Below are 16,247 nucleotides of genomic sequence, written 5' to 3' on the forward strand. Positions count from 1 at the left end.
ACAATGATGATCAACGGATTGACGGTTGCTTCCGTCTTATGGCCGCTGCTGGTCGCGTCCAACGCGACCGCGGCCGATATCGACGGCAACTGGGCGCGCGGAGACGGCAAGGCGAAAGTACTGATCGCGCCCTGCGGTGAAAATATCTGTGCCACAAACACCTGGATCAAGCAGGGCACCCCGAAGGAAAAGGCCGGGGACCGGCTGATCATGGACATAAAGCAGACAGAGGCAGGCAGCTATTCCGGCACCGCTTTCGACCCCCAGCGGGATAAATCCTACAGGATAACAGTGACAATAAACGGCAACGGCATGACCACGAAAGGCTGTATCGTCGCCGGTCTGCTGTGCAAGGGCATAAACTGGACAAGGATCGACTAGCCACATCTTCACGTGGCTTCGACCCACATCGTCGCCTCCTTATCGATGCCCTGCAAAGGAAAACACCAATGAAAACTTATTTCGCAGCCTACCTTTTTACTCTCGTCGCCTTTCTGGTGATTGACTTCATCTGGTTGAGCACGATGGCGTCGCGTCTTTACCGCCCGGCCATCGGCGATCTTCTGGCAGAAAACTTCCGGCTTGCTCCGGCGGTCGTCTTTTACCTCATCTATGCCGCCGGCCTGACCTTTCTTGCGGTTCGCCCGGCCTTTCAGACGGGGGAATGGACGACCGCGCTGCTTTATGGCGCAGTGGTCGGCTTCATGGCCTATGCCACTTACGACCTGACCAATCAGGCGACGTTGAAAAGCTGGTCCACGACCCTGACCGTCGCCGATCTTCTATGGGGAACCTTCGTCTCCGCAGCAGCGGCTACAATCGGCTATTTCCTCACGGTGCGGCTGATCGGCCCGCTGGAAAATCCGACGGGCCTATGATGACGACATCCCCTCTTACCGGCCGCTTAAGTGCGACAACCCTGCGGCCCAGTCGTTGCCAGGTTCGCAGCATGAGCATGCATCTCTTGTCTTCCTGCGAAAGACGACCCTATAAAGGAGGCGCAGCAAGGAAGGTTCGAATGCAGGGCACAGAGATCGCAGGCCTTATCAACCGCGTCGGCATGGGTGATCGTTCAGCATTCGTCTCGCTTTATCAGGCAACCAGTCCGAAGCTTTTCGCGATCTGCCTGAAAATCCTGCGTGACAGAACGGAAGCCGAGGAGGCGCTGCAGGAAATCTATATCAAGGTCTGGCAGCGGGCCCGAACATTTGCCGCCAGCGCCGGCAAACCCGCCACATGGCTTGCCGCCATTGCCCGAAACCATGCAATAGACACGATCCGCGCCCGCAAGCCCATTACCGACGACATCGAGGAAGCCTACGATCTTGCCGACGAGAGCACCCGCGATCCTGAGCAGCAGATCGTTCTCGCCGATGAAGGCCGCAGGATCGAAGACTGCATGCGCGAACTTGAGACCGTGCATGCGCAGGCGGTGCGCCGGGCTTATGTCGAGGGCTTGAGTTATCTCGAACTCGCCGAAGAATTGCGCGTGCCGCTTAACACGGTCAGAACCTGGCTACGGCGCAGTCTTCTCAAACTCAGAGAGTGCATGCAGCGATGACGACGGGCGAACAGAGCGGCGGCAAGCATTCGCGCGACGACATCCTCGCCGGCGAATATGTTCTGGGCGTCGTGCCGCTAGAAAAGCGCCGTGAACTGGAACGACGCATACAGAACGACCAGGCTTTCGCACAGCTGGTGCAGCGTTGGGAGGCGGAATTTTCCGACTTCAATGCCGATTACCAGGAGCAGGCACCGAGCGCCACTGTACTTGCGCGTATCGAAGAACGCCTGTTCGGCAGCAGGACTGTCAATACCAATGGCAGCCTTTGGAATTCCGCGTCCTTCTGGCGCTGGATCTCGGTTGCCACCAGCGCAACCGCCGTTGCCGCCATCGTTTACGCCGCCTTCCCTGAAAAGTGGCAGGGCGCCACCCCACTGGTGGCCGAACTTGCAACGACCGACAGCCAGGTTAATCTCCTCGCCTCCTACGATGCGGAATCCGGACGGATGCACATTGTGCCTGTTGCAACCGGCAAAACCGACGAAAAGTCGCTGGAACTGTGGCTGGTAATGGATGGCGGCAAGACCCGCTCGCTCGGCGTCTTCCAGCCCGGCACGAATGGCGATCTTATAATCCCCGCAGACATGCGCAACAGCATCAGCGAAGGCACTACCTTCGCGATCAGCGTCGAACCTTTCGGCGGCTCGCCGACTGGTCAGGCAACCGGCCCTGTTATCGCCGTCGGCACGGCGCGATGGGGATGAAGGTCTAACGCTTCCCGATTTCGAGGCGAGTCCCGATGAACGCGTCACGATACGAGATGGGTCGTAACGGTCAGTCTCCGAAGCCGACGATGCCCTTGATTTCGGTGAACTCGTGCAGACCGAACTTGCCATATTCCCGACCGTTGCCCGACTGCTTGTAGCCGCCGAACGGGGCAGCGCCATCCCAGGCGGAGCTGTTGAGGCGCACTATGCCGGTTCTGAGCCGTCGTGCGAAGGCACGCGCCTCCTCGGGTGCGCCCTGAATATAGGATGCCAGCCCATAGGGCGTGTCGTTGGCGATATCCGCCGCCTCGTCCTCGCTGCCATAACCGAGAATGGCAAGCACAGGCCCGAAAATCTCTTCACGCGCGATCGTCATGTCGTTCGTAACGCGCGCAAAAACTGTCGGCCGTACATAATAGCCGCTGTTCAGATGCGCTGGCCGGTCGAGCCCGCCGGCAACGAGCTCCGCCCCTTCCTCCATTCCCTTGCGGATGAGGCTCTGGATCTTGTCGAATTGCGTTTTGCTGGCAACCGGCCCGATATCCGTTTCGGCATCGCCGGGTGTACCGACACGGACCGATTCCGCCGCCGCACGGGCGATGCCAATCACCCGGTCCATTTGCTCCGCAGGGACGAGAAGACGGGTCGGCGCATTGCAGGACTGGCCGGAATTGGCAAAGCACCTGATCACCCCGGCGCGCACGGCGGCGTTAAGATCAGCGCTTCGGAGCACTATATTGGGCGATTTGCCGCCCAGCTCCTGATGCACGCGCTTCACCGTCGGGGCCGCTGCCTGCGCGACCGAAATGCCGGCGCGTGTCGAGCCGGTGAAGGAAACCATGTCGATATCGGGATGGCTCGCCAGTACCGCGCCCACGGTTGGGCCGTCGCCGTTGACGAGGTTGAACACGCCCTTGGGAACAACGGCTTCGTGCAGGATTTCGGCGAAAAGTATGGCGTTGAGCGGCGCGATTTCCGAGGGTTTCAGCACCATTGTGCAGCCGGTGGCGAGCGCCGGGGCGACCTTGCAGGCGATCTGGTTGATCGGCCAGTTCCACGGCGTGATCATGCCGACGACACCGATCGGTTCATGGACGATACGGGTCGTGCCCTGCATGTATTCGAACGAAAAATCACGCATGGCGCGGATAGTCTGCTCGAAATGCGCCACGCCGATACCCGCCTGCTCATCCCGCGACATTTTTCGAGGAGCGCCCATCTCATGAGAGATCACGTCGCCTATCTCGTTCTGCCGACGTTTCAATATCTCAAGAATGCGCTCAAGCAGGCCGAGGCGCTCTTCCCGCGTCGTCTGCGAAAAGGTAGCAAAGGCGCGACGCGCGGCGGCGATGGCGCGCTCGGCATCCGCCGCCGATCCCATGGCTATCTCCGCGAAAGGCTCTTCGGTGGCGGGGTCGACGACGGATAGACGCTGTCCGCCTAGCGGATCGACCCAGGCGCCGTCGATGTAGAATTTGAGATAGTTGTCCATATCCGTCTCCAATGATCTCAGCGGCCGGCCAGGATAAAGTCGGCGATCCGCTCCGCGATCATGATTGTGGGAATGTTGGTATTGGCGCAGGGGATCGACGGCATCAGCGATGCGTCGCAGACCCTCAATCCTTCCACGCCGTGCACGCGGCCCGTGGACGACGCCACCGCCATGGGATCGTCAGCCGATCCCATGCGGCACGTTCCCGACGGATGCCATGTGCCGCCCACATGGCGGCGGACGAATTCCGTCAACGCATCGTCGTCCTCAAGCAGCCCCCGCATGGTCGTGCCGAGTGTTATCGCCGAATGCACCAATGCCGGGCGCAGCGGACCCGCCACATCCAGAAGACCCGAGAAAAGACCCCGCTGCAACGCGTTCCATGTCCCTGGTACAGCGACCTTCGCCACCCGGGGCGAATAGCTCGATGGAAAAACAGTGCCGCTGTGCCCCGCCATAAAAGGATCGGACAGAGCCTCCGCTCCCAGCCGCAGCGCAAGCTTGAGCCGCCTCAGATCACGCTCGTCGCTCAGCATCCTGAAATCGACCTCCGGCTCCACATGGGGGTCAAGCGAAGCAAGCTTCACGAAGCCGCGCGAATAGGACTTGTTGACCCAGAAGAACAGGCTGCCCAACCGCAAACCGATGGAATGCCAGCCGGATCGCGACAGGATCGCGGCATGCATGTCACCCTGCGGCGCGCCGTCGAGACCGGAGGAGAAACGCCAGATCGCCTGTTCGTGGTGTTCTCCCCTGTCACGCACTCGCATATGCGGCGGCAGATAAGCGGCGACGGCGATCGAAGGATGCTCCATCAGATTGCGACCGACGCCGCTGCGGCCGGCCACGACATTGCCCCCCACGGCGGCGATGTCACCGACGGGGCCGATACCGGAGCGCATCAGCAATGCGGGCGTGTGAATGGCGCCGGCCGAGACGATCACTTCCGCCGCATGGATCGTCTCCGCTGTCGCACCCGCCAATCTCGCACCCGTGGCCAGACGACCATCGAACAGGATGCGGTCGGCGACGCTTTCGGTGATGATCCTGAGATTCGAACGTTTGCGCACGTCCGGCGTCAGATAAGCAAGCGAGGTCGGCAAGCGCTCCCCGCTATCGCTGACGGCGATGGCGCCGCGAAAGACGCCGTCTTCCCAGGGTCCGTTCTGGTCCGGCCTTGTCGGATATCCGCGGCGGTCGAGCGTTTTCATGACTCGGTCGACGAAGGGTGAAATCCTGTCGTCGGATATGCGCCGGATCGTCAGCGGCCCGGTCGTGCCGTGAAGCGGACCGAAGAAATCCCTGTCGGCTTCGATCTTCAGAAAATAGGGCAGGCAATCGTCCCAGCCCCAGCCGTCCGCCCCAAGCGCCTGCCACTCGGCATAGTCGGCCGGCGCACCCCGATTGGCCATCAGCGCATTGATCGCCGAGCCTCCGCCCAGAAGCCGCGCCTGCTCGTAGCGACGCGGTGGACGGGGCGCCGCGTTGGAACGGGCATGGCCCATCAACGCCGTGAGCTGCGACCAGATATTGCGCGTATCGAGATAGGCACGGCCGGGATAACGGCTGCGCACCTCATCCGGGATATCCTCCACCGAAATATTGCGCCCGGCCTCGACCAGAACGACCGTCCGCTGCGGATCTGCGGAAAGGCGTGCGGCCAGCACGCAGCCCGCCGATCCACCGCCGAGGATCAGGTGATCGACGATCATGTCGCCCGTCCCTGCGAGTATTCGGTGTTGCGGGCGTTGATCGCCGCCAGCATCAGCAGGATGAACGAGATCGCCGTCAGCAGGGAGCTGATCGAGGCGATGGTCGGATCGATCTCGTCGCGCAGCGCTGTGAACATGCGCTTCGTAAGCGTCTGATATTCGCCGCCGGAAATGAAAAGCGAAACCACGGTTTCATCGATGGCGGAGATGAAGGCGAAGAGCAGACCGGAAATGACGCTCGGGCGGATTTGCGGCAGGGTGACGATGAAGAAGGTCCGCCAACGGTTCATGCCGAGGCTACGCGACACCATCTCCTGCGTGTGGTCAAACTTGCGCAGCCCGACCAGAACCGAGGTGACGACATAGGGCAGGCCCAGCATGACATTGGCGAGGATCAGCCCGGTCAGCGAGGCAAGAAGCCCGATCTGTGCGTAAACCAGGAAGACACCGACGGCGGTGATGACGATCGGCACGATCAGCGGCAGAAGCAGCAGCGCCTGCAGGCTGCGCACCAGCCGCGATTGCGTGAGGTTGAGCGCATAGGCCGCCGCAGTCCCGAGAATGGTGGCGATGACGGCGCTGGAGACGGCGACGATCAGGCTTACACGCGTTGCCTGCATCCAGGCGGCGCTGCCAAGATAAGCCTCATACCAGCGCAGCGACCAGGATGGCGGCGGGAAAGCAAGGAAGCGTGCGCCGGAAAAGGACATTGGCAGGATGATCAGGATGGGGATCATCAGCCAGGCGAGAACGAGGGCTACAAAGCCGTAGAGAAGGATTTTCGACAGGCTCATGCGTCACCTCGTTCCCATGATGCGTTCGAACGGAATGATGAGGCTCGCCAGCCGGAAAACCAGAAAAACGCAGACAAGCAGGACGACGCTGATCGACGAGGCCGCGCCCCATTCGTTATAAACCTCGATGTTGCGCGAAACGAGCATGGAGACCATGTAGGTGCGCCCGCCGCCCAGCAGTTCCGGCGTGATATAAAAACCAAGGGTGAGCACGAAGACCAGCACCATGCCGGCGATCATACCCGGCAGCGACAGCGGCAGGAAAACCCGCCAGAATACATGCATGGGTGAGCCGCCGAGGCTGGCGCCGGCCATGGTCAGTTCGGTGGGGATTTTCTTCATGGTCGCATAAAGCGGCAGCACCATGAAGGGCAGCAGGATGTGGATCGTCGCCATGACCGTGCCGAATTCGTTGTTGACCAGCCGGAGCGGCGCATCGATCAGGCCCGATCCCGTCAGCGCCGAATTGATAATGCCGTTGCGCTGCAGCAGGATGAGCCAGGCATAGGCGCGCACCAGAACGGATGTCCAGAAAGGCAGCAGCACCATGGCGAGAACAAGCACGCTCCAGCGCTGGGGCAGGCCCGCCGCCACATAGGCGACGGGATAGCCGAGGAGGACGGTCATCAGCGTGACGACCGCCGCAATGCGGAAGGTCTGGAGGAAGGTCATCCAGTAGACGGAATCCGTCAGGAACCGCTGATAGTGAACGAGCGTAAAGCCGCCATCCTGCCGGATCGACTGCCAGCCCAGCCACAGAAGCGGCAGGACCAGCAGAACGACGACGACCGCAAGGGCTGGCGCCAGCAGCATCAGCATGAGCCGTTGCTCACGCTGCTCATGCATCGCAGACGGATTTCGTTTCGACTGTGCCATCAGTGACCCTCCACAGGCCGATGATTATTTCTGGATGAACTGCGCCCAGCGTTTTTGCGCCTCCTCACCGGCCGGGGAACTCCACCACTCATCCGACACCAGAACCTGAAGCGCGGCATTGTTCGGCGAACTCGGCATTTCGGCAGCGCGTTCCGGCGAAATCTTGCCGGTCTTGTACGCTTCAGGATTGCCTGGACCGTAATCGATATAGGCCGGGAAATTCGCCTGGATTTCAGGGGTCAGCGCCGCATTGACGAACTTGACAGCCGTTTCGAGGTTCGGCGCGCCCTTGAGAATGCAGAGCGACGTATACTGAAGGAAACCTTCATTGAACGAATAACCGATCGGCGCGCCTTCCTTCACCACCGCAGCAACGCGGCCGTTCCACGCCATCTCCATGTCGACTTCACCATCGGCCAGAAGCTGCGCCGACTGGGCGCCGGAGGTCCACCACACCGTGACATAGGGTTTGATCTCTTCGAGCTTCTTGAAAGCCCGGTCGACATCGAGCGGATAAAGTTTGTCCGCTGGCACGCCATCTGCGAGCAAAGCGGCCTCGAGTGTCGCCAGGGGATGGTTACGAAGCGCCCGCGTGCCCGGAAATTTCTTCACATCCCAGAAATCCGCCCAGCTCTTGGGCGGGTTGCCGCCGAACTTGTCCTTGTTGTAGGCGAGCACGCTCGAGTAGAATTCATAGGCGACAGAATAGGGGCTCTTGTATTCGGCCGGCATCTTTTCCGCATTGGGTATTTTGGAAAAATCGAGTTTCTCGATCATTCCCTGTTCCCCGCCGCGTATGCAATCCTTCGCTGGCGTGTCGATGACGTCCCAGACGATCTTGCCGGATGCGGACTGCGTCTTGATCACCGGCCAGGCATCCGGCGCGCTGTCCTGATTGACAGTGATGCCAAGCAGCTTGGCGACGGGGTCGAGGATCGCCTTGGTCTGCGCCTCCTGGTAGGCGCCACCCTGTGAGACGAAGGTGATCTGTTCCGCGGATGCCAAGCCAGCCGAAAAAACGGCGGCGGATGCGGAAAGCACGAGCATGGAAAATCTGTATTTCATTCGTCGTTCTCCTCTTTATGGCGAGGCGCTGTCGCCCCTGTTGGCATGCGACTGTCGGGTCTTAGCGCCCGATTGCATCGAGGAACTGATACCAGCCGGCGACGAGCCGGACGGCTGGCTCCCTGATGGGATAAAAAGGCACGGGTTTGAGCGGCTCCGCGGTCAAGAGCCCGAGATCGGGGCTTTGCCCGGCAACCATGGCCGCAACGTAGCGGCCCATGTTGGAGGCCATGGCCACCCCGGTTCCATTATAACCGACTGCATAGACGACCCGGTCGTCCAGCCGGCCCAGATGCGGAATGCTGTCCATCGTCATGGCCACGAGGCCGGACCAGCGATGGGTGACAGATACCGCTGCGAGTTCTGGAAACTGCCGCACCATGGCCTTGTGCAGCGCCGCAAACGCGCTTTCGGAATCCGCCTTGCCGAAGGCGCCGCGCCCGCCATACATTACGCGGTCTCCGGCCTTGCGGAACCAGCGCATCATGCGCCGCGTCTCGGTATAGCTGCGTCCCTGCGACAGGAGGGAAGCACCCGGTCTGCCGGTCAGCGGCTCGGTCGCAATCATCGCGGAGCGGAAGGGAATGATGGATTTGCGGACCGTCGACGTGGCCGGCGTCAGATCGGAATAGGAATTGGTGGCGATTACCACCTGCCGGGCCGAAACGACACCGTCAGGCGTTTCAAGAACGATGCCGGCGCCATCTCGCCTGAATGCCGCCACCGGCGTCTTCTCGTGGATCGCGATGCCTGCGGCACTCAATCCGGCCGCCATGCCCAAAACGAAATTCAAGGGGTGGATGACGCCGCCATGGGTATTGAGCATGCCGCCGACGAAATCGCGTGAGCCCGTCTCCGCCTCCATTTCCTCCGGTGAGAGAATGGTGCAGGCATGGTCGCCAAGCGATCCACGCAGCCACTCGACTTCTTTTTTCAGGCCATCGAGTGACAGCTGATTGTGGGCACAACGCAGCGAACCGGTTGGGCGATAATCGGCAGCGGCGATTGCATAATCTTCCACCAGTTCGCCGACATGATCGATGGCCTCGATACCGAGATCATGCATGCGCCGCGCCGTCTCCAGCCCGTAGCGGGCGGCGATGTCGGAGAAGGAAAGCCGGAACTTGCCCGACACCACGCCACCATTGCGGCCGCTCGCGCCCCAGCCGATCCGGCTTGCCTCCAGCACCACCGGAGACAGGCCGCGGCGGGCCAGATAGCGCGCCGCGGAAAGGCCCGTATAGCCGCCACCGATGATCGCGACATCGAACCGACGATCACCCGAGAGCCGGTCGAAGGTAGGACGGCTCGAAGCCGTCTCCTGCCAGAGGGAGTGGATATCGGGAAAAGGGGGACGTGCGGCCATCGGTACGGCTCTCTCGCTTTCAGGCTGCCGTTGCCGTCTTGACGCCGGCAGCAAGTTCCGCGTCCACCGCATCGGCCAGTTGCTTGAGCGAGGAGAAGTGGAAGTCGGGCCTGGTCACCACCTTCGGAGCCGGCGTGCCGCCGAACCCCTGCTGGCCCTGGCGACGCTCGATCCAGCAGGTCGTGTAGCCAAGTTCGCGGGCCACGCCGATATCGTGATGCTGGCTCTGGGCGACATGCAGGATTTCCGACTGCTTGAAACCGAAAGCCGACTGACGCCCCTTGTTGAAGGCGAAAAACTGCGGATTGGGCTTGGCACACCCGGCCTCATCGCAGGTGACGCTGTCGTGAAACGGATTGCCAAGCGTATCGGAATAGGCGGAAAATGCCGTACGGTCGGCATTCGTCATGGCGACAAGACGGAAGTTCTTGCGCAGGCGGGCGAGCGCTTCCACGGAATCTGCAAAGGCTGGCCAGCGCAGCACGGCAAGCTGGAAGGCTTCCGCCGTGGCGTCGTCATTGTTGAAACCGAGTTCGTTGGCGAGAGAAAGATAGACGTCTTTCATGGCGAAAGAAGACCGTCCATAGAACTTGTCGCGGCCACGCTTGTAGGGTTCGAAAATCTCGTCGTCGGTGGCCCTCGCCGCCTTTTCGCCGCCGAGCGCACGCACCGCATTGAGCACACCCGTTTCGAAATCGATCAAAGTGCCGACCACATCGAAGGTCATGACCTTGAATTGCGTAAGCTGCATCGTCTTTATCCTTGTTGACTGCATGGAATGGAATGTCTCAACCTGCTTCGGGAACGATCACCGTGTCTTCGGGGTGGAGTGAAAGCGCGATCGCCTCACCCGGTGATTTCATCAGCGCGCGGCCGGCATGGTTGCTGGGAAGCCGGAAACTCAGATCGTCGCCGCTGTCCAGCCGCACGAAAACCCGAATGCTTTCGCCCTGATAAAGCGTATCCGTGACGATGCCTGTCAGCCTGTTGCCGCCATCGGCTTGAGCGCCATCCGCCACCACGAGTTTTTCCGAATGAACCACGAGATGCAGGTTTTCGCCTTCCGGCACGCGATGCGCCGTGTGCAGCAGCCGGTCTCCCAGCCGCACCGCCGTTTCGCTCTCGCGCCGAACCGCAAGCAGGGTCGCCTCGCCGATGAAGCGAGCGACAAAGGCGTTGACGGGACGGTCATGCAGGCGCTCCGGCGTATCGACCTGCACCAGACGTCCCCTGTGCATGATCGCCACACGGTCGCTCATCGTCAGCGCCTCGCGCTGATCATGCGTGACATAGACGATCGTGGCGCCGAGCCGCTTATGCAGCCGTTTGAGTTCGATCTGCATGGTCTCGCGCAGCTGCTTGTCGAGCGCCGAAAGCGGCTCGTCCATGAGAATGAGGCCCGGCTCGAAGATCATGGCACGTGCCAGCGCCACGCGCTGACGTTGGCCGCCCGACAATTCGTGGATACGCCTGTTCTCATAGCCGGTGAGTTCGACCATCTCGAGCGCGGCCTTGAGTTTCGCCGGCCAGCTCGCCTTCGGCAGCCGCCGCGCCCTTAGCGGAAAGGTGATGTTTTCGCCCACACTCATATGCGGAAACAACGCGTAGTTCTGAAAGACGATACCGATATCCCGCTTATGCGGCGGCTCAAATGTAATATCCCGATCGCCTAACCAAATTGACCCCGATGTCGGCTGGACAAAGCCGCCGAGAATTCCCAGCAACGTGGTCTTGCCTGACCCCGAAGGCCCGAGAATGGAAACGAATTCGCCGGGAGCGACATCGAGATTGACATCGTCCAGCGCACGAAACGTTCCGTAGCACTTGACCGCCTCTTTGATGGAAACGCCTACCCGCTCTGTATTTGGCTGCTCAATCATATGATTCCACTAAAAAATCCCAGTACGTTCGGTGGTGCTCCGACGTATGGCAGCGCGTTTTTGCGGAACGAAGAGCAGATTTTCAGCCTGTGACGCCCAGCGCCGGCCTGAAACCAATCTGTCGCGTTCCCCTCAATTCATGGAAGGTCTCTCGCCTTCGTTGACAGCCAAGAGACCAAACAAAAGGCGGATAGGCAATTGAAAAAAAATCTATGCGATGTTACAAAATGTAATGACGTTCCTTCGCCGCTCCCTGCCCTCCATGAATGGCCTCTTTACTTTCGAGGCCGCTGCGCGCTGCGGCAGTTTTTCGAGGGCTGCAGACGAATTGAACGTGACGCCGGCGGCTGTGAGCCGCATGATGTCCCGGCTGGAGGAACATCTTGATACGACATTGTTTCTTCGACAGCCCGGTGGCGTGATGCTGACGGAACCCGGCCAGCTGCTGTTCGATGCGATCGCCAGAGGCTTCGCCGGAATAGAAAGCGCCCTGCGGGAAATCGAGGATCGCCGAACCGGTATCGAAACCGTGTCCCTTTCCGTCTCGACCGGTTTCACCACGCACTGGATGATGCCGAGAATGGCCGAATTCAAAAGGGAGTTTCCCAATGTCGATCTTCGGTTTCAGCTCATGATGGGCGCCCTGTCGGGGCCGGTCAACGACGTCGATCTTGGGATGCGCTTCGTCGATGGACCGGACAGGCATCACGAGGCAGCTTTCGTCATGCCCGAAATCCTGCTGCCGATCTGCAGTCCGGGTTACAGGGAAAGCCATGCCATTTCCGGCAACGATATTGATCGTGTGCCGGATACGACCATCAATTTAAGCGATGCGCAGCCCAACTGGTCGACGCTGTTCACACCGGCCAGCGGTAGCGACCCGCAGAATTCGATGATCTTCTCCGACTACGCCATCGTCGTGCAGGCTGCTCTCCTGGGCCAGGGCGTGGCGCTTGGCTGGCTCAACGTCGTCGCCCATTGGCTACGGACGCGGACACTGGTTCCAGCAAGCGAACATTTGATGGTCACCGGCCGGCGCTGCCATCTTATCCGGCTGCGAACCAAACCCGCCCGACCTATCGTCACGCAGGTCAAGGAATGGATGATCCGTGAATTGAAGGCGGATGTCGATGCGGTGAGCGCGCTTTATCCATCCCTGAACATCGGCTGCGTGGGAAGCGACACCATCAATTAAAAACTGAAATTTTGAACACGCTCGAACCGACATAGTCATAACGACCCTTCGTTCCGCTATTGTCACCAGATAAAGAAACTGACATCATGGACTAACAGGCTCAAAATGAGCCGCTGATATTCCATGAGCAGGGTAGCTCTCGACCGGAAACGGGCGGGAGCTTTTTATTTTTTGGTGGGCGATGATGCATTCAGAAAGCTGGCGGGTCGGTGTGCTGTTCTCCGAAACGGGAGTGACCGGAGCCGTGGAAACAACCCAGAGAGCTGCTACCTTGCTGGCGATCGATGAAATCAACGCAGCCGGTGGCGTGCTCGGCCGAGAGATAGAGCCGGTGGCCTACGATCCGCAATCAACTCCCAGTCTCTATAAGGAGCTCGCAGTCAAACTTTGCGACGAAGATCGGGTCCGTGTCGTTTTCGGCTGCCACATGTCGAGCACCCGCAAAGCCGCTCTTCCGGTCATCGAGGCCCGTGATGCTTTGCTGTTTTACCCGACTTTGTACGAGGGGTTCGAATACTCCCGGCATTGCATCTACACAGGGGCAGCTCCCAATCAGAACTCCGTCCAATTGGTCGATTTCCTCACCAAGCACTATGGAAAGCGGGTTTTTCTTGTGGGGTCGAATTACGTCTATCCTTACGAATCGAACCGGACGATCAGCGACCTTTTTCTTCAGGTGGGGGGACAGGTCCTGGACGAGATATATGTTCCGCTGAACCTCAAAGACGAGGACGTCGCCAAGATCATCCGACACATTCGCGCAGCGCAGCCGGACGTTATTTATTCAACGATCGTTGGCAACGGTATCATTCCTTTCTACACGGCGTTCAAAGAAGCGGGCTTCAATGCGCAGAAGATGCCGATCGCCAGTCAATCGACAAGCGAGGCCGACGTGATACGCATGCGCCCGGAGGTGGCGGAAGGGCACATAACCGCTGCTCCCTTTTTCGCTTCTCTCGACACACCCCGCGCCCGCGCCTTCGTTTCGGCCTATCAACAGCGGTACGGCCAGCAGATGCTGCCCACTGCGCCAGCCGAAGCGGCTTATTTTCAGGTATATCTCTATGCGGCGGCTTTAAAGCTTGCCGGCGGCGACGGGCTTGAGCAGCTTCTGCCGGCACTCTATGAGGTCGAATACGATGCCCCACAGGGCGCGGTGAAGATAGACCGGCTGACAAACCACACGCATCTGTGGCCAAGAGTGGCAAAGGTGAATGCGCAGGGCGGCTACGATATTGTCTATGATCCGTCACTGCGGGTGGCGCCAGATCCGTTCATGCGCGAATATCGCCCGGATCTGACGCAAACTTTCCCGCATCGCGTCCGGGTCTGAGAAGGAGCGACGATGTCATTCGCCCTTCTCAGAGATTTGCGGGATCTAAAGGTCCTGGTCATTCATCCCCGGACATCGGAGGGAGAGTTCCTCGTCGATCACCTGCGCCGTATCGGCTGCACGGTCAGTTGCCTCTGGCCGGTGCCTGCCGAATTGCCGCACGGCACAGACGTCGTCTTTCTTGCCATGGAAGACGAGGCGCGACCGGAAATCGAACGTCTGCTGAAGTGTTTTCCAAACCCCGCTCCGACCATGCTTGCCATCGTCGGTTACGAAAATCCCTCGACGTTGCAGATCGTTCTGGAAAGCGGAGCGCTCGCCATTGTCGAGAGGCCGATCAAGCCGTTCGGTCTGCTGACCAATCTCGCCATCGCCCGCAGCCTGTGGCTGGAGCGCCAAAAGCTCGTGAAAGAAGCACGCAAATATAAACGCAAGGTATTGGGAGACCAGAAGCTTGCCCGCGCCAAGGCGATTTTGATGGCCAATCGCGGCACCAGCGAAAACGAGGCGTACCGCGAAATGCGCGAGCAAGCGATGGCACGACGCGTGCCGATCGATGAAATCGCCAATTCGATTATCAACGCTGAACAGCTCTTGCGCCCTTCCCAAAAACATGATTAGTTTTTGATGTGTTCCAGATGAACACCTCCGGCACATCCCTTCTTTTATCGAAGCCATGTGTCGCTGTTGCACGCGGCGCAGCCGTGATGCGGTGATGGCAAGGGTGCCCGCAGGCTTTGACAAGCCTCGCGGGTTTTTTGTTGTCTGCTGACAGTGACGTCAGCCTTCCTACACTTTTTTCGGCATGAAGCCTCGCCATGGAGCCGGGCAGTGCCACCGCGTGCGCCAATCAAAAAAGGGGAACCAAGATGGTGTTCAACAGACGTGAATTTCTCAAAACCGCAGCCACCGCTTCCGCCGCACTTGCCCTGCCCGCGCTGGGCGGTCGGGCCTTCGCAGCCGATGCGATCAAGGTCGGTGCACTCTATTCCCAGACGGGTGGGCTTTCCGTCGCCGAAAAGCTTCTGGCCAACGGTGTCATGATGGCCGTTTCCGAAATCAACGCCGCCGGCGGCGTTCTGGGTCGCCCGGTCGAAGTCGTCGTGGAAGATGGAGCCTCCGACCCGAAAACCTTCAGCGAAAAAGCGTCGAAACTGATCCTCAAGGACAAGATTTCCACCGTCTTCGGTTGCCACACTTCTGCCAGCCGCAAGGCCGTGCTGCCGATCTTTGAACGACGCGGCGCGATGCTGTTCTATCAGACGCACTATGAAGGCTTCGAATGCTCACGCAACGTCGTCTATTCCGGCGCTGTTCCAAACCAGCAACTCTCCAATTACATTCCATGGATCGTCGAAAAGCTGGGCAAGAAGAAGTTCTTCATCGTCGGCTCGAACTACGTCTACCCGCGTGAAATGGCCAAGGTTTCCAAGAAACTGATTGAAGCGGCCGGCGCAGAATGGGTGGCGGACGAATATCTGGAACTTGGCCACTCGGAATGGGCGGTCATGGTCAGCAAGATCAAGGAATCCGGTGCAGATGTCGTTCTTTCCAACGTGGTCGGCGACTCGATCATCGCCTTCTACCGCGAATTCAAGAACCAGGGTCTGTCGCAGGAGGTTATCCCGATCTGCGCGACGGTGACGTCCGAGATCGAGATTGCAGCCATGGGCGCCGAATATGCGGCAGGCAGCTATACCTCCTTCCCTTATTTCATGTCGATCGAAACGCCCGCAAACAAGAGCTTCATTGAACGCTTCAGGACCTTCGTCAACGATCCGAAAGCCGTCACATACCATTCGCTCGAGGCGGCCTATTTCCAGGTGTTCCTGTGGAAGCAGGCAGTCGAAAAATCCGGCGATCTGTCTGCCGACGCGATCCGGGCCGGCATTCGCGGCCAGACCTATGAAGCACCTGGTGGCAAGGTGACGACCGACCCAGACAACCTGCATTGCTGGCTGACGCCACGCATCGGACAGTGGCAGCCGGACGGCCAGAGCAAGGTGGTCAACGCCTATCCGGCACCGATCAAGCCGCTTCCCTATTCGGCCTATGGTGAGACGGAAAGCAATTTGTTCTGCACCAGCAACGGTCTCGACGCAGCAAAGCTCAAGGGCTGACCCCTGCCCGCTTTGTCCCGCCAACCTTGTTGGCGGGACCATGTCTCGGCAAGGCGGATCTGCGTTTTTTCTTTGCTCATTGCCAATCCGCGTTCAGCATTGGCAAGGGACAGAAGAGAGTCTGATCCGCCCTTCTTACGAAC

16 protein-coding genes are annotated in these 16,247 nt (G+C 59.8%); 8 read left to right on the forward strand and 8 right to left on the reverse strand.

The window, feature by feature from the left end:
- The first annotated feature begins 3 nt into the window (after positions 1-3).
- The 4 genes from ACQZ5G_RS15855 to ACQZ5G_RS15870 all read left to right on the forward strand — a co-directional run bounded on the left by ACQZ5G_RS15855 (position 4) and on the right by ACQZ5G_RS15870 (position 2,268).
- Complete coding sequence (locus ACQZ5G_RS15855; RefSeq protein WP_035237020.1) at positions 4-381, forward strand: DUF2147 domain-containing protein; 378 nt, start codon at positions 4-6, stop codon at positions 379-381.
- Between the two features lie 68 nt (positions 382-449).
- Positions 450-878 carry a DUF2177 family protein gene (locus ACQZ5G_RS15860; protein ID WP_448736401.1) on the forward strand — a complete coding sequence of 143 codons (429 nt, stop codon included), beginning with the start codon at positions 450-452 and terminating at the stop codon, positions 876-878.
- 140 nt (positions 879-1,018) lie between these two features.
- Positions 1,019-1,561: a sigma-70 family RNA polymerase sigma factor gene (locus tag ACQZ5G_RS15865; protein WP_448736400.1), complete on the forward strand. Its 543-nt coding sequence runs from the start codon at positions 1,019-1,021 to the stop codon at positions 1,559-1,561.
- Positions 1,558-2,268 (forward strand): anti-sigma factor, encoded by a 711-nt coding sequence (locus ACQZ5G_RS15870; protein WP_448736399.1) that lies wholly within the window; start codon positions 1,558-1,560, stop codon positions 2,266-2,268. Before ACQZ5G_RS15865 ends, ACQZ5G_RS15870 begins: the two co-directional genes overlap by 4 nt.
- A 70-nt stretch (positions 2,269-2,338) precedes the next feature.
- Here the strand turns inward: ACQZ5G_RS15870 and ACQZ5G_RS15875 are convergent, their stop codons facing one another.
- From ACQZ5G_RS15875 to ACQZ5G_RS15910, 8 genes are all read right to left on the reverse strand, one after another.
- Positions 2,339-3,763: an aldehyde dehydrogenase family protein gene (locus ACQZ5G_RS15875; RefSeq protein ID WP_448736398.1), complete on the reverse strand. Its 1,425-nt coding sequence runs from the start codon at positions 3,761-3,763 to the stop codon at positions 2,339-2,341.
- 17 nt (positions 3,764-3,780) lie between these two features.
- Positions 3,781-5,475 carry a GMC family oxidoreductase gene (locus ACQZ5G_RS15880; protein ID WP_448736397.1) on the reverse strand — a complete coding sequence of 565 codons (1,695 nt, stop codon included), beginning with the start codon at positions 5,473-5,475 and terminating at the stop codon, positions 3,781-3,783.
- Positions 5,472-6,269 (reverse strand): ABC transporter permease, encoded by a 798-nt coding sequence (locus ACQZ5G_RS15885; RefSeq protein ID WP_196378818.1) that lies wholly within the window; start codon positions 6,267-6,269, stop codon positions 5,472-5,474. Before ACQZ5G_RS15885 ends, ACQZ5G_RS15880 begins: the two co-directional genes overlap by 4 nt.
- Before the next feature lie 3 nt (positions 6,270-6,272).
- Complete coding sequence (locus tag ACQZ5G_RS15890; protein ID WP_035237017.1) at positions 6,273-7,145, reverse strand: ABC transporter permease; 873 nt, start codon at positions 7,143-7,145, stop codon at positions 6,273-6,275.
- Between the two features lie 24 nt (positions 7,146-7,169).
- Positions 7,170-8,210 (reverse strand): ABC transporter substrate-binding protein, encoded by a 1,041-nt coding sequence (locus tag ACQZ5G_RS15895; RefSeq protein WP_448736396.1) that lies wholly within the window; start codon positions 8,208-8,210, stop codon positions 7,170-7,172.
- Positions 8,211-8,271: 61 nt separating this feature from the next.
- Positions 8,272-9,576 carry an NAD(P)/FAD-dependent oxidoreductase gene (locus ACQZ5G_RS15900; protein WP_448736395.1) on the reverse strand — a complete coding sequence of 435 codons (1,305 nt, stop codon included), beginning with the start codon at positions 9,574-9,576 and terminating at the stop codon, positions 8,272-8,274.
- Positions 9,577-9,595: 19 nt separating this feature from the next.
- Positions 9,596-10,327 carry an HAD-IA family hydrolase gene (locus ACQZ5G_RS15905; RefSeq protein ID WP_059755226.1) on the reverse strand — a complete coding sequence of 244 codons (732 nt, stop codon included), beginning with the start codon at positions 10,325-10,327 and terminating at the stop codon, positions 9,596-9,598.
- A gap of 37 nt (positions 10,328-10,364) precedes the next feature.
- Positions 10,365-11,456, reverse strand: coding sequence for an ABC transporter ATP-binding protein (locus ACQZ5G_RS15910; protein WP_448736394.1), 1,092 nt, complete (start codon positions 11,454-11,456; stop codon positions 10,365-10,367).
- Positions 11,457-11,688: 232 nt separating this feature from the next.
- Between ACQZ5G_RS15910 and ACQZ5G_RS15915 the strand changes: the two genes are divergently transcribed.
- From ACQZ5G_RS15915 to ACQZ5G_RS15930, 4 genes are all read left to right on the forward strand, one after another.
- Positions 11,689-12,651, forward strand: a complete 963-nt coding sequence (locus tag ACQZ5G_RS15915; protein ID WP_004433115.1) for a LysR family transcriptional regulator — start codon at positions 11,689-11,691, stop codon at positions 12,649-12,651.
- 181 nt (positions 12,652-12,832) lie between these two features.
- The gene (locus ACQZ5G_RS15920) at positions 12,833-13,984 is read left to right on the forward strand and encodes a transporter substrate-binding domain-containing protein (protein WP_020812770.1); all 1,152 of its coding nucleotides are present in this window, start codon (positions 12,833-12,835) and stop codon (positions 13,982-13,984) included.
- A gap of 12 nt (positions 13,985-13,996) precedes the next feature.
- Positions 13,997-14,605, forward strand: a complete 609-nt coding sequence (locus ACQZ5G_RS15925) for an ANTAR domain-containing response regulator (protein WP_004433113.1) — start codon at positions 13,997-13,999, stop codon at positions 14,603-14,605.
- A gap of 248 nt (positions 14,606-14,853) precedes the next feature.
- The gene (locus tag ACQZ5G_RS15930; RefSeq protein WP_448736393.1) at positions 14,854-16,104 is read left to right on the forward strand and encodes a transporter substrate-binding domain-containing protein; all 1,251 of its coding nucleotides are present in this window, start codon (positions 14,854-14,856) and stop codon (positions 16,102-16,104) included.
- Positions 16,105-16,247 lie beyond the last annotated feature (143 nt).

The organism is Agrobacterium sp. 22-214-1, from assembly GCF_053522465.1.

Excerpts from the sequence above, each read along its gene's own strand:
- ACQZ5G_RS15920 (WP_020812770.1), top strand. The coding sequence starts at position 12,833 with ATGATGCATTCAGAAAGCTGGCGGGTCGGTGTGCTGTTCTCCGAAACG.
- ACQZ5G_RS15885 (WP_196378818.1), bottom strand. The coding sequence starts at position 6,269 with ATGAGCCTGTCGAAAATCCTTCTCTACGGCTTTGTAGCCCTCGTTCTC.
- ACQZ5G_RS15930 (WP_448736393.1), top strand. The coding sequence starts at position 14,854 with ATGGTGTTCAACAGACGTGAATTTCTCAAAACCGCAGCCACCGCTTCC.
- ACQZ5G_RS15875 (WP_448736398.1), bottom strand. The coding sequence starts at position 3,763 with ATGGACAACTATCTCAAATTCTACATCGACGGCGCCTGGGTCGATCCG.
- ACQZ5G_RS15925 (WP_004433113.1), top strand. The coding sequence starts at position 13,997 with ATGTCATTCGCCCTTCTCAGAGATTTGCGGGATCTAAAGGTCCTGGTC.
- ACQZ5G_RS15915 (WP_004433115.1), top strand. The coding sequence starts at position 11,689 with ATGACGTTCCTTCGCCGCTCCCTGCCCTCCATGAATGGCCTCTTTACT.
- ACQZ5G_RS15870 (WP_448736399.1), top strand. The coding sequence starts at position 1,558 with ATGACGACGGGCGAACAGAGCGGCGGCAAGCATTCGCGCGACGACATC.
- ACQZ5G_RS15895 (WP_448736396.1), bottom strand. The coding sequence starts at position 8,210 with ATGAAATACAGATTTTCCATGCTCGTGCTTTCCGCATCCGCCGCCGTT.
- ACQZ5G_RS15855 (WP_035237020.1), top strand. The coding sequence starts at position 4 with ATGATGATCAACGGATTGACGGTTGCTTCCGTCTTATGGCCGCTGCTG.
- ACQZ5G_RS15890 (WP_035237017.1), bottom strand. The coding sequence starts at position 7,145 with ATGGCACAGTCGAAACGAAATCCGTCTGCGATGCATGAGCAGCGTGAG.
- ACQZ5G_RS15910 (WP_448736394.1), bottom strand. The coding sequence starts at position 11,456 with ATGATTGAGCAGCCAAATACAGAGCGGGTAGGCGTTTCCATCAAAGAG.
- ACQZ5G_RS15880 (WP_448736397.1), bottom strand. The coding sequence starts at position 5,475 with ATGATCGTCGATCACCTGATCCTCGGCGGTGGATCGGCGGGCTGCGTG.
- ACQZ5G_RS15865 (WP_448736400.1), top strand. The coding sequence starts at position 1,019 with ATGCAGGGCACAGAGATCGCAGGCCTTATCAACCGCGTCGGCATGGGT.
- ACQZ5G_RS15905 (WP_059755226.1), bottom strand. The coding sequence starts at position 10,327 with ATGCAGCTTACGCAATTCAAGGTCATGACCTTCGATGTGGTCGGCACT.
- ACQZ5G_RS15900 (WP_448736395.1), bottom strand. The coding sequence starts at position 9,576 with ATGGCCGCACGTCCCCCTTTTCCCGATATCCACTCCCTCTGGCAGGAG.
- ACQZ5G_RS15860 (WP_448736401.1), top strand. The coding sequence starts at position 450 with ATGAAAACTTATTTCGCAGCCTACCTTTTTACTCTCGTCGCCTTTCTG.